Raw genomic sequence first — 12,852 nt, forward strand, 5'->3', positions numbered from 1 at the left:
GCGGCGGGCGCCGGGGGATCCCACCGCCGACACCGACCGGTACGAAGGGCCGCCGATGACGTCTTCCGCAGCACGCTCCTGGGCCGAGGCGCAGGCCGGGGGGTTCGCCCTCTCCCCCGCCGCCGCCGACCTGCTCGAGGAGCTGTACACCCCGTCCCTGCCCGCGGCCGCGGCGGAGTTCGACCGCGAGGTGGCCGCCCTGCCCGCGGACCACCTGCCGACCTGGGGGCTCACCAGCCGCCGTCCCGGCACGGGGGCGGACCTGCTGCTGGACGGCCTGGACCACGACACGCTCCGCCGTGTCCTGGTGTGGTCGCTGGCGACCATGCCGCCGTACGCGGGGCCGGGGGAGGCGGCACCGGCCCGCACCGAGGAGGAGGTCCGGCGGCACCGGCGGATCCAGCGCCACTTCTCCCGCTCCGCGCTGGACTGGGACGGCGCCACCCTCCCGCTGCTGCTGCGCACCTGCGCCCTGGGGCCGCGGCCCTCCGACCTGGCGGTGAACGCCTGCGCGAAGGCGCCGCGCCACGTCCTGGCCGCCTCCGCCGACACCGTCCGCGCGGTGGCCGCCCACCTGGAGGAGTGGCTGGTGTCCGTCCCGGCCGAGGACCGGGACCGGGAGCAGGCCCACCACCGGCTGCTGGGGGCCCTGCTGGAGCTGGGCGAGGCCCCCGCCTCCCTCGACGGGCTCTGCTACGCCGGGGACCGGTTCTTCGACCGGCTGCGCGCCGCGCGCCCGGACCTGCTCACCGCGCCGGGGCTGCCCGCCCTGCTCGTGCACTCCCTCCAGCCCTTCCACGGGGACACCTGGCGGCAGGGCCTGCCCGACCTGCTCGCCGGGTTCACCGACCTCGACGGGGCGCTGCGCGGGTTCCTGGAGGTGGCGCTGGACCTGCCCGACCTGCCCGAACCCGTCCCCGCCCTCACCGCGCGGGACCGCCTCGACCACCGCCTGCCGGGGCACGTCCGCCACCGCGGGGAGCAGTACATCGGCGTGCACGCCGGCCACCTGCTGCGGGGGATGTCCGAGCTGTTGCCCCTACTGGACCCGGTCCCGCGGTGGGCACCGGACCTGCTGCGCCGCCTGGTGCTGCACCTGGGCGTCCCCGCGGCCGGGCGCGGCCCCCGGGCGCTGGACAGGGCCCGCTCCTTCCTCCTCGCGTTCAACCGGCTGCCCGGTCCGGAGTCGCTGGCGGCCCTGGTGGAGATCCGCTCCGAGCTCCGGGACCGGACGGCGGTGGGGTACGCCGACGCCACGCTGAGGACGGTGGCCGACCGCATGGGCCTGTCCGCCGCCGAGGCCGCGGAGCGCACCGTCCCCGCGCACGGGCTCGGCCCCGACGGGACCCGCACCGAGCGGGTCGGCGGCCACAGCGTGACGGTCGCCGTGACGGAGGGGGGCGTGGCCCTGCGGTACACCGGACCCGACGGGAGGACCGGCTCCCGGGCGCCCCGGGAGCTGGCCGCGGAGCACCCCGAGGCACTCAAGGAGGCCAAGGACCGGGCGGCGCGCGTCCGCAGGACCTTCAAGGCCGAGCAGGAGCGCCTCGGCGCCCTCGGGGACCACGCCCCGGCGCTGGGCGTCTGGGTCTCCTCCTACCTGGAGCACCCGGTGACCGGGCCGGTCGCCCGCGGCCTGGCCTGGGCGGTGGACCCCGACGGCCGGCCCGGCACCCCCGAACGCGACGGCGGCCACTGGCTGCTGCGCGCCGACGACGGCGGGGTGCTCCTGCGCACCGCCGACGCCCCGCCCGCGACCCGCGTGCGCCGCGCCCCCTGACCCGCTCCGGGCCGGAGGACGCCCGGGCCGGGCACGGCATCCACCACGAACCGGCCGGTCCGGACACCGACGCATGCCGGAAAGGCCACCCCGGCCGCGGGCCGGGCCGGAGGCCGCACCCGGGCACGGCGTCCACCGGCCCCGAAGGGCGGCGGGCGCGGTCGGGGGACCCGGCGGAACGGGGCGGGCCCCTCGTCCGGGGTCATCCGGTCGGGGGCCCGTGCCGCGGCGGGCGACCCGTCACACGTCGCGTTCGCGCGGGTACCCCTGGCGCAGCAGGCCGTAGTTGAAGGCCTGCTCCAGGGCCACCCAGGAGGCGTCCACGACGTTGGGGCCCACGCCCACGGTCGTCCACTCCCCCGCGCCGTCGCTGAACGTGACGAGCGTGCGGGTGATGGCGTTGGTGCCCGAGCTGCCCTCCAGGATGCGGACCTTGTAGTCCACCAGCTCCAGCCCGGCCAGCGCCGTGTACACGCCCTCCATGGAGGAGCGCAGCGCCCGGTCCAGCGCGTTGACCGGGCCGTTGCCCTCGGCGGTGGCGATGACCCGCTCGCCCTTGACCGTCAGCTTGACGGTGGCCTCGGTCAGGCTCTCGTACGCGCCGAACAGCGGTGCCCCGTCCCGGGGGCGGCGTTCGGTGATGACCCGCCACGACTCCGTCTCGAAGTAGCGGACCGGCTCGCCCATCTCCTCCCGCAGCAGCAGCTCCAGGGAGGCGTCGGCCGCCTCGAAGCTGTACCCCGACAGCTCCAGGCCCTTGACCCGCTCCACGACCCGGCCCGACAGGGCGCGGTCGCCGGCCAGGTCCAGGCCCAGCTCCTGGGCCTTGAGCTCGATGGACGCGCGCCCGGCCATGTCGGAGACGAGCATGCGCATGGTGTTGCCGACCAGCGCCGGGTCGGTGTGCTGGTACAGGTCGGGGTCGACCTTGATCGCGGAGGCGTGCAGCCCGGCCTTGTGCGCGAACGCCGACACCCCCACGTAGGGGCGGTGCGTGTCCGGGGCCAGGTTGACGATCTCGGCGACGGCGTGCGACACCCGGGTCATCTCCTCCAGGCAGCCCTGGGGGAGCACGTCCATGCCGCGCTTGAGGGTGAGCGCCCCCACCACGGCGAACAGGTCGGCGTTGCCCACCCGCTCCCCGTAGCCGTTGGCGGTGCACTGCACGTGGGTGGCGCCGGCGTCCACGGCGGCCAGGGTGTTGGCCACGGCGCACCCGGTGTCGTCCTGGGCGTGCATGCCCAGCCGGGCGCCGGTGGCCTCGCGCACCTCGGTGACGGTGCGGAAGACGTCGTCGGGGAGCATGCCCCCGTTGGTGTCGCACAGGATCACGACGTCGGCGCCGGCCCCGGCCGCGGTGCGTACGACGTCGAGGGCGTAGGACGGGTCGTGCCGGTACCCGTCGAAGAAGTGCTCACAGTCCACGAACACGCGCTGGCCGTGTTCGCGCAGGTAGGACACCGTGTCGGCGATCATGGCGAGGTTCTCGTCGAGGGTCGTGCGCAGTGCGCGCTCGACGTGCCGGTCGTCACTCTTGGCGACAAGGGTGACGACCGGCGCGCCGCTGTCGCGCAGCGCGGCCACCATGGGGTCGTCGGCGGCCCTCACACCGGCCCGGCGGGTCGCGCCGAACGCGGTGAGTTGCGCGTGCTTCAGCGAGAGCTCTTGTGAAGCCCGCTGGAAGAATTCGGTGTCCTTGGGGTTCGCCCCCGGCCACCCTCCCTCGATGAACCCCACCCCGAAGTCGTCCAGCAGCGCGGCGATGGCCAGCTTGTCGGAGACCCGGAGATTGATCCCCTCGCGCTGGGCCCCGTCGCGCAGCGTGGTGTCGAAAACGTGGAAACCGTCGTTCCTCATGGGTGGAACTCCCGAAGGTGGATGCTGTGGAGGACCGACCCGGACCCGGCCAACAAAAAAGACCCCCCATGGACATGAGAGGTCTGCGCGCCGGCCAGGTCCGTTGTCAGCCGGCGCGCCTCACGATGATGATCACCTGAGACGGCATGCGGCCAGTGTGCCACAGGACGACGTCCGTGACCCCGCCCGCGGACCGATTGTCCCAACATGTGGGACAGTGATTTCTCCCACTGGACGAACCGGGCGGGGCCGGGCCGGACGCCGCGGGCCGCCGGGGAGACCCCGGCGGCCCGCGTTCGGTGTCCCGCGTCCGGGTCTACTTCCCGAAGCGGGTCACCCAGCCGTGCTCGTCGGGGCGCTGCCCGGTCTGCACGCCCACCAGCTCCTCGCGCAGGCGCATGGTGATCGGGCCGGGGGTGCCGTCGCCGATGGTGAACTCGCCCTCGTCGCTCTTGACGAACCCGACCGGGGTGATCACCGCGGCCGTGCCGCAGGCGAAGACCTCGGTCAGCTCGCCCGACTCGGCGGCCTTGCGCCACTCCTCGGTGGAGATCGGCTTCTCCTCCGCCGGGATGCCCAGGTCGGGGGCGAGGGTCAGCAGCGACTCGCGGGTGATGCCGGGCAGCAGCGTGCCGGTCAGCGGGGGCGTGCGCAGGCGCGCGTTCTCACCGGAGCCGAACACGAACCACAGGTTCATGCCGCCCATCTCCTCGACCCAGCGGTGCTCGCGGGCGTCCAGCCAGACCACCTGGTCGCAGCCCTTCTCCACGGCCTGGGCCTGGGCCAGGAAGCTGGCCGCGTAGTTGCCCGCGAACTTGGCCGCGCCGGTGCCGCCGGGGGCGGCGCGCGTGTAGTCCGTGGACAGCCAGACGGTGACCGGCTTGATGCCGCCCGAGAAGTAGGAGCCGACCGGGGAGGCGATGAGCAGGTAGACGTAGCTGCGGGAGGGGTGGTTGACCCCCAGGCCGACGTCCGTCGAGATCATGAACGGGCGCAGGTAGAGGCTGAAGTCGGGCTTGGTGGGGACCCACTCGCCGTCGTGCTCCAGCAGCAGCTCGATGGACTTGAGGAACAGGTCCTCGGGAAGCTCCGGCATGGCCATGCGGGCGGCGCTCCGGTTGAAGCGGGCCGCGTTGGCCTCGGGCCGGAAGGAGGCCAGGGAGCCGTCGGGGTGGCGGTAGGCCTTGAGCCCCTCGAAGATCTCCTGGGCGTAGTGGAGCGCGGAGGTGGCCGGGTCCAGGCTCAGCGGGCCGTAGGGCTCCAGCTTCGCGTCGTGCCACCCCTTGCCCTCGGTGTAGCGGATGCTCACCATGTGGTCGGTGAACACCTGGCCGAACCCCGGACTCTCCAGCAGTGCCTCTCGCTCCTGCGGGGTCTTCCGCCGGTCGGAGAGCTGGATGTCGAACGCCAACCCGCTCGTGGTGGTGTTGTCGTTGGTCATGACTCGTCGGTCCTCTCGGGTGCATCAGGTCGGCAGCGCCGCCGACCTGGGATCTAGTCTGTCGGAAGAGCGCACCCTGTGCCAGAGCGGGAGCAACGGGCCCGTAACACGGCGAGGGCGCGCCCGGGGATGTCCGGGCGCGCCCTCACGGGTGTTCGCGGTGGCTGTGCCGGTCGGCCGCGCCCTGGTCCATCGACGGGGCAGGGCCGACGCGGGGCGTCAGCCCTGCTCGGCTACTCGCGCGGCGAGGTCGTCGCCGATGCGGGAGGTGGAGCGGGTCTCGCCGGGGGCACGGGACTTGAGGTCGGCGGAGACCGCGGCCTCGATGCGGCGGGCCGCCTCGGGGACGCCGAGGTGGTCCAGCAGCATGGCGGCCGACAGCACGGTGGCGGTCGGGTCGGCCTTGCCCTGCCCGGCGATGTCGGGGGCCGAGCCGTGGACCGGCTCGAACATGCTCGGGAAGGTCCGGTCCGGGTTGACGTTGCCGCTGGCGGCCAGCCCGATGCCGCCGGTGATGGCGGCGCCGATGTCGGTGATGATGTCGCCGAACAGGTTGTCGGTGACGATCACGTCGAACCGGGCGGGCTGGTTGACGAAGAACATCGCCGCGGCGTCGACGTGGCAGTAGTCGACCGAGACCTGCGGGTACTCGGCGCCGACCTCGCGGACGACGCGCTGCCACAGCTCGCCCGCGAAGGTCAGGACGTTGTCCTTGTGGACCAGGGTGAGCTTCTTGCGCGGGCGCTCGGCGGCCTTGGCGAAGGCGAAGCGGACGACGCGCTCCACGCCGAAGCGGGTGTTGACGCTGTCCTGGGTGGCGATCTCGTGCGGCGTGCCCTTGCGCAGGACGCCGCCGGCCCCGGCGTAGGGGCCCTCGGTGCCCTCGCGGACGACGAGCATGTCGATGTCCTCGGGGCCCACTCCGGCCAGCGGGCTCTCCACGCCGGGGTACAGGCGCACGGGGCGCAGGTTGACGTAGTGGTCGAAGTCGAAGCGCAGGCGCAGCAGCAGGCCGCGCTCCAGGACGCCGCTGGGGACCGTGGGGTCTCCGACCGCGCCCAGGTAGACGGCCTCGTGCTGCGCCAGCTCCGCGGCGACGGAGTCGGGCAGGGTCTCGCCGGTGCGGTGCCAGAGCCGGGCGCCGAGCTCGTACTCGGTGGTCTCGACGGCGAGGTCGTGCCGGGCGGCGGCGACCTCCAGCACCTTGAGGCCCTCGGCGACGACCTCGGGTCCGATCCCGTCGCCGGGGATGACGGCCAGTTTCACCGTGCGCGCTGCCATGCGGCCTGCCTCTGCTCCGATCGCGATCCCACCGGCTACTTCTCACATGGTGAGATCAGAATGAACACTGAATGAGACAACCATACCGGTCCGCGAGACCGGCGGCGTCCGCCGCCCGACCTTTCAGTCGCGGCGGTTCAGGGCGTCCTGGAGCGCGCGGTGGATCTCGTCGTCGACGTCGGAGGCGGACGGGTACTCGACCATGTCGTACATCATGTGGGACTCCGATTGCGGTGCGTGACCGGCATCGCGTGCACTCGGGCCGGATGGGCGCGCCGTGCGGATGCCGCGGTCCACGGTGACCGCGAGAGATGAGAGAAAGACGGGAGCGTGGTTCCCGGCGGGGTCGCCGGGGCCGCCTCCGCGGACCCGGGTGGGGGCGGGCGGAAGCGGCGGACGGCGGCGTCGACCGGTGGAGTCGGACACCGCTGGCTCCTAGGACGACAGAATATCGGATGTCCAACTATGTGGCCAGAAGTTCTCACGATGTGAGATGACCGCGTGTCGTCGCAGGTGGGAGCGCCCGCATTCCACCTCGGAACAGGACGAAGGGGCGCGGCCTCCGGTCGGACACCGCGCCCCTTCCTGTCGTCAGCGCGTCCCCCACAGGGTCAGCCCCGTCCAGCGGCCCCGCGTGAGCGCCCGGATCCGACGCTCCCAGCGGTCGGCCTCCTCCTCGGCCCGCTCGGCCTTCCGGAGCGCTTTCTTCAGGCGCCTGTCCCAGTCCGAGGGGGGCGGCTCCGGCGCCTCCCCCGTCGCGGCGACCGCGTCCCGCTCCGCCTCCGCCGTCCCCCACACATCGGCCACGACGGCGTCCAGGTCCTCCGGGGAGGCGCCCAGGAGCCGGGCCCGGGCGAAGGCCGAGGTCCGCTCCAGCCGCGGTCCCCCGCCCCGGGTCAGGACCAGCCCAGCCCGCTCCCTGTCGGCGATCCCCGCCATCACCGCCAGGGCATGGGGCGCCACCGGGAAACCCGCCGGCACCAGCAGCCGGAAGGGCGCGTCCGGGTGCGGCTCGAATCCCCCCTCGCAGAAGCGGACCCTCGGTTCGCAGCGGTAGTACTCCTTCAGCAGGCGCACGTCGAGGTCCGGGTCGTCCAGCATCCCGTGCCGTCCGGGGCCGGCCTTGGACCACTCCCCCGAGAGCACCACCTCGATGTCCGCGGGCGCACCGCCCAGGAGTCCGTCCACCACGGCCGCGACCCCGTCGTAGCCCTGCCCCCGGGTGTCCACCGCGATCTGCGCGTAGGGGACCCGCCAGGAGCGCCACGCCGCCTGTCGGCGGCTCCACATCAGGGGGATCCGGTCCTCCTTGGCGGGCCGCGAGGCCCGCAGGACCCGCGGTCCGTCGTGCTCCGTGGCGGGCACGCCCAGGTGCCGGCCGACCGCCTCGGGGTCGGGGACGAAGACGGCCCCCCGCTGGGCCAGGCGGTAGCCGAGCTCGCTGTCCTCGCCCAGGCTCAGCGCGGGGTCGATGCCCCCGGCCTCCTCCAGGAAGGCCCGGCGGACCGAGAACGAGGCACCGGTGAACACCTCCCAGGCGCGGTGTGCCGCACCCGCCGGCCCCGCGACGGCCTCCAGCAGTTCGGCGATCCACGCCGGCCGGGCGGCGTTCTCCCGCCGGCGGCGCGGCCACTCGGCGGCGAGGACCATCCTCCTCACCCCCTCGGGGGTCAGGTCGTGGAAGGGGCCCTCCTCGAACACCGTGTCACCCAGGACCGCGAGGTAGTCGGCCAGGTGGTGCCAGCGCATCTGCGCCTCCAGGTGGTCGCGGAACACCACCATGTCCGCGTCCAGCCGGAGCACCACCTCGCCCTCGGAGGCCAGGACCCCCGAGTGGACCGCGTGCCCCGGCCCCCATCCGCCGGGCAGGGAGGGCACCAGCCGTGTGTTCTCCGGGCGCAGCTCCGGCAGCCGCAACGCAGGAGCACTCCCGTCGTCCACCACCACGACCTCGGTCAACGACGACGGATACCCCTGCGCCGCCAACGACGCCAACGTCAGGTCCAGCTTCTCCTGCCCCCCGAACGCAGGAACCACCACACTCACACCCAGCACCGGAGACCACTCCCCCAGCGCCGGAGGGTCCAGCACGGTGTGGTCGTTGCGCCGGACCACGGGCCGCGGCGCACGCGCCGCGCCCGCGGGGAGGCCCTCGGAACGGACACCCGTCACAGCGTCACCCCTCATCCCAGGACCCGCCACAGCAGCCGCCCGAGCCCGCCCCCGGTCAGCCGGCGGAACCTGCCCTCCAGGGCCCGGGCCCGAGCGCGGTGCCCCTCGGCCTCCGCCAGGGCCCGCGCGACCCGCTCCTCCCAGTCGGCGGGGGCCTCCGGCGCCTCCTGGAACAGCTCCGAGTCGCCGTCCATCCAGTGGACGCCGTAAACGCGGTCGACCATCGCCTCCAGGTCCTCGCCCTCCCCGGCCAGCCGGCGCGCCCGCGCGAAGGCCGCGGTGCGTTCGAGCCGGGGTCCTCCCAGGTCGTTCCCGAGGACGGTGGCGCGCAGGAGCCCGCACCGGCTCTTCTCCATCCGGTCGACCATCCGGTCCACGGCATGGGGGGCGAGGACCTGACCGGGTGCCAGGAGGAGGCGGAAGGGGACGTCCGGGTCGGCGCCGGGCACCGCGGCGGCGAAGCGGACCCGGGGCTCCGCGCCGTAGTGCTCCCGGATCAGGCGCAGGTCCGGGCCGGGGCCGTCCGCCGGTCTGCTCCGGGCCGCCCGCTCGGGCTCCCAGGCGCCGACCAGGGTGATCCTCAGGTCCGACGCGTCACCGCGCAGCAGCGCGTCGACGGTGGCCGCGACCTCCTCGAACGTGTGCCCTTCGGTCTCCACCACCGCGTCGACCCCGGGGACCTGCCACCGCCGCCCCCGGACGCGCCGGGAGTCCGCCATGTAGGGGAGGCGGTTGCCCACGAAGGTCCGGTTGAAGCGCATCGCCTCCGCGCGGCGCCTCTCCATGTGGGGGAGGCCCAGGTGCCAGCTGCCCGCGGTGCGCTCGGGAACGAAGACGGCTCCGTTCTGGAGCATGCGGAACCCCAGATGGGTGTCCTCGCCCAGCAGGAGGGTGGGGTCCATGCCCCCGCACTCGTGGTAGAAGGCCCGGTGGACCGAGCCCGTGGCCCCGATGAAGCACCGGTGCGCCCGGGGGCCGGCCTTCCGCAGGTCCCCGGTCGTACGGTAGGCCTTGGCCAGCCACTCCATCTCCCGCCCCGGCCCCTCGACCAGCCGCTCCTCCTCCCCTCGCTCCACGGCCTCGAACACCTCCCGCGGGGTGGGCGGGCGTCCGGTGTCCTCGACGACGCGCAGGTTCCCGGTGACCGCGAGGTAGTCGGCCAGGTGGTGCCAGCGCATCTGCGCCTCCAGGTGGTCGCGGAACACCACCATGTCCGCGTCGAGGAACAGCAGCACCTCGCCCCCGCAGGACAGGGCGCCCGAATGCACGGCGTGGGCACGCCCCCAGCCGCCGGGCAGGGCCGGTACCAGCCGCGTGTTCTCCGGGCGCAGCTCCGGCAGCCGCAGAGCGGGAGCACTCCCGTCGTCCACCACCACGACCTCGGTCAACGACGACGGATACCCCTGCGCCGCCAACGACGCCAACGTCAGATCCAGCTTCTCCTGCCCCCCGAACGCCGGAACCACCACGCTCACACCCAGCACCGGAGACCACTCCCCCACCGGGGGCGGCTCCAGCGCCGAGTAGTCGTTGTGCCGCAGGACCGGCGGCGGTGCGGGTGCGGTGGAGCCGAGTACCTGCTGCCCGGCATGGTCGACGAGTGTCACGGCCGTCTCCTCAGTCGCTCGTGCTCTGCCCGGAGGGGGTCGCCCGCTCCGGTGCCCCGGCGGGGCCCCCTGCCTCTCCGGGGGGCGCGTCGCCGGGGTCGCTCTCCAGCAGGGCGCTGGGCCGCCAGCCCCGCCACTGCGTTCCCCTGTCGCGCAGGAAGAACCCCGTCCGCTCCAGCCAGGTGTGGCCGCGCCCGGCCCGGCGGATGACGTGCCCCAGGCCGTGTGCGCGGTAGACGGCGGCCCCGGCGGCCCGGGCCCCCTCCAGGAGCGCGGCGTCCTCGTTCACCGGGAGGGGGCGGAACCCGCCGACCTCCTCCAGGAGGGTCCGGTCGGTGAGGAGGCAGGCACCGGAGACGTGCTCGGCGAAGCATTCGGAGAAGGTGTCCCACCGGACGGTGAGGGACAGGGGTTCGAGGTAGAAGTACTCGGCCGCGGTTCCCACCAGGTCCGCACCCGAATAACGACGCGCCCACACCAGATCCGACAGATGATCGGGCCCGTACCAGTCGTCATCGTCCATCTTCGCCACCAACGACCCCGACGCCCGCGCCACCGCCCCGTTCAACACCGCACCGAACACCCACTCACCCGGCGCCTCCCACACCACCAACCGGCCACCCGACGCCCGGAACCCCTCCACCGCCTCCCGCACCCCCGGCACACCCGCACCGAACCCGTGCAGCGCCAACACCACCTCCACATCCACACCCCGCTGCCGCCCCACCTGCCGCAACGCGAACCCCACCATCTCCGGCCGCCGCGTGCACAACACCACCGACACCGAAGCCACCGGAACCGGCCCCACCCCCGCCCGCACCGCCGACCCCCGCCACCGCGCGGCCACACTGTGCGACCCCAACGCCGCACGACGCAACCGCACACTGAACTCCTCACGCACCTGCGCGTCCGCCAGCCCGGCCACCGACACCGAACCCATCAACCCCACCAACGAACCGCCCAGACACCCCGCCCACACCGGCACACCCGACGACACCACCGGAACACCCGCCACCGCCAACGCCGCCACCGCACGCACCGCCGCCAACGGACCGCTATGACGCCCCCACTCCACCCGCACCGCACGCAGATCACGCACCGCCGCCACATCCACATCGGTCACAGACCCGTCATCGGGAACCCGCCACCGCTCCCGACCACCCGCGACCAGCACCCACCGCCCCTCCCGACACACCAACCGCCCCACCACCGACGAACACCCCCGCACGAACCCCACCGGATTCACCACACGCTCATCCACCGGAGGCACATCCCCCACGGAGGGCAGGGGGGAGCACAGGTCCGCGGCGCCGGGGGAGCCGATCCGTTCCCAGGAGCCCTCCGCGAGGGAGCGCCGCGGGGGCGCTCCCCGGTCCCCGGTCCCCTCCCCGGCCTCCGGGAGGACCTCCGAGGCGAGTTCGCGTCCGCTCCCGCCGGCCGCCCGCAGCGGGACCTCGCCGGGGCGCCACAGGCCGGCGTCGGGCCCGGCCGTCTCCGCGGGGGGCGCCGGGGCGGTACCGCGACGGCCTCCCAGGAACCCCCGGGCCACCCCGGCCAGCACCTCGGCCACCGACACGGGGGACTCGAAGAAGAGGTCCGCCGTCCACCCCCAGCCGACCGACCGGCGGACCCGCACGTCGAGGAGGCCGGTCCACCGGCCCGCGTCCGGCAGGGCCGGCAGCGGCGGGCGCCGGGCGGTGGCGGGCGAGCGGACGCAGACGAGGACCCGGGCGGCCTCGGGGAGCCCCGCCGCCACGGGGACGGCGCGGCGCAGGTCCGTGATCGACCCGGCCAGCACGGCGACGAGGTCGAGGGGCCCGTCCCCCGTCCCCGGCGGAGGGGCCGCGTCGGCTTGCGCGAGGTCCGTGGGCCGGACGTCCGCCGTGGCGGCGGCGCGGGCGAGGCGGGAGGTGCCCTGCCCGATGTGGCACAGCAGGGCTCCGCGCGGGGAAGCGGCGCGCAGCGCGCCGCCGAGCTCCGTCACACTCACCGGGCCGCCTCCGCGGGCGCCCTCCGGGCGGGCTCCTCCCCCGCCGTCCACGGGTCCGTTCGGCGCGCTCCCGGCGGCCCCTCGCCGGGCCCGGCCTCCAGCAGCGCACTGGGCCGCCACCCGGGGAGGGGGCGTTCGCCCCCGTGCTTCAGGAAGTAGCCGCTCCCCACCCTCCAGGTGTGGCCGGACGCCTTGCGGCGCAGCACGTAGTTGCCGCCGTGGCCGCGGTGGATGCGGCCGCCCATCCTGCCGATGGCCAGGTTCAGCCGGGTGTCCTCGCCGGTACGGACCTCCGGGAAGCCCCCGGCCTCCTCCAGGGTCCTGCGGTCCGTGAACAGGGTGCCCCCCGCCGCGGTGTGCCAGGCGCACTCGGTCGGCTGGGCCAGCCTGACCGTGACGTCCAAGGCCTCCAGGTACACGAATTCGGCCGCGGTTCCCACCAGGTCCGCACCCGAATAACGACGCGCCCACACCAGATCCGACAGATGATCGGGCCCGTACCAGTCGTCATCGTCCATCTTCGCCACCAACGACCCCGACGCCCGCGCCACCGCCCCGTTCAACACCGCACCGAACACCCACTCACCCGGCGCCTCCCACACCACCAACCGGCCACCCGACGCCCGGAACCCCTCCACCGCCTCCCGCACCCCCGGCACACCCGCACCGAACCCGTGCAGCGCCAACACCACCTCCACATCCACACCCCGCTGCCGCCCCACCT

The 12,852-nt window shown here is 74.3% G+C and carries 8 protein-coding genes; 1 reads left to right on the top strand and 7 read right to left on the bottom strand.

Going from position 1 to position 12,852, the window contains the following annotated elements; translation table 11 throughout:
- The first annotated feature begins 55 nt into the window (after nt 1-55).
- Nucleotides 56-1,780: a hypothetical protein gene (locus K1J57_RS04045; protein WP_220563131.1), complete on the top strand. Its 1,725-nt coding sequence runs from the start codon at nt 56-58 to the stop codon at nt 1,778-1,780.
- A 240-nt stretch (nt 1,781-2,020) separates the two neighbouring features.
- Here the strand turns inward: K1J57_RS04045 and cimA are convergent, their stop codons facing one another.
- From cimA to K1J57_RS04080, 7 genes are all read right to left on the bottom strand, one after another.
- Nucleotides 2,021-3,637: a citramalate synthase gene (cimA, locus tag K1J57_RS04050; protein WP_220563132.1), complete on the bottom strand. Its 1,617-nt coding sequence runs from the start codon at nt 3,635-3,637 to the stop codon at nt 2,021-2,023.
- 316 nt (nt 3,638-3,953) lie between these two features.
- Nucleotides 3,954-5,078 (bottom strand): branched-chain amino acid aminotransferase, encoded by a 1,125-nt coding sequence (locus tag K1J57_RS04055; RefSeq protein WP_220563133.1) that lies wholly within the window; start codon nt 5,076-5,078, stop codon nt 3,954-3,956.
- A 219-nt stretch (nt 5,079-5,297) separates the two neighbouring features.
- Nucleotides 5,298-6,359, bottom strand: coding sequence for a 3-isopropylmalate dehydrogenase (locus K1J57_RS04060; protein ID WP_220563134.1), 1,062 nt, complete (start codon nt 6,357-6,359; stop codon nt 5,298-5,300).
- A gap of 591 nt (nt 6,360-6,950) precedes the next feature.
- Nucleotides 6,951-8,531: a glycosyltransferase family 2 protein gene (locus K1J57_RS04065; protein WP_255646834.1), complete on the bottom strand. Its 1,581-nt coding sequence runs from the start codon at nt 8,529-8,531 to the stop codon at nt 6,951-6,953.
- Between the two features lie 11 nt (nt 8,532-8,542).
- Nucleotides 8,543-10,138, bottom strand: a complete 1,596-nt coding sequence (locus tag K1J57_RS04070) for a glycosyltransferase family 2 protein (RefSeq protein ID WP_255646835.1) — start codon at nt 10,136-10,138, stop codon at nt 8,543-8,545.
- Nucleotides 10,139-10,148: 10 nt separating this feature from the next.
- Nucleotides 10,149-12,128: a glycosyltransferase family A protein gene (locus K1J57_RS04075; protein WP_220563136.1), complete on the bottom strand. Its 1,980-nt coding sequence runs from the start codon at nt 12,126-12,128 to the stop codon at nt 10,149-10,151.
- The gene (locus K1J57_RS04080) at nt 12,125-12,826 is read right to left on the bottom strand and encodes a glycosyltransferase family 2 protein (protein ID WP_220563137.1); all 702 of its coding nucleotides are present in this window, start codon (nt 12,824-12,826) and stop codon (nt 12,125-12,127) included. The genes K1J57_RS04075 and K1J57_RS04080 overlap by 4 nt, the downstream gene beginning before the upstream one ends.
- Between the last annotated feature and the right edge of the window lie 26 nt (nt 12,827-12,852).

Source organism: Nocardiopsis sp. MT53 (assembly GCF_019598965.1).
Classification (GTDB): domain Bacteria; phylum Actinomycetota; class Actinomycetes; order Streptosporangiales; family Streptosporangiaceae; genus Nocardiopsis; species Nocardiopsis changdeensis.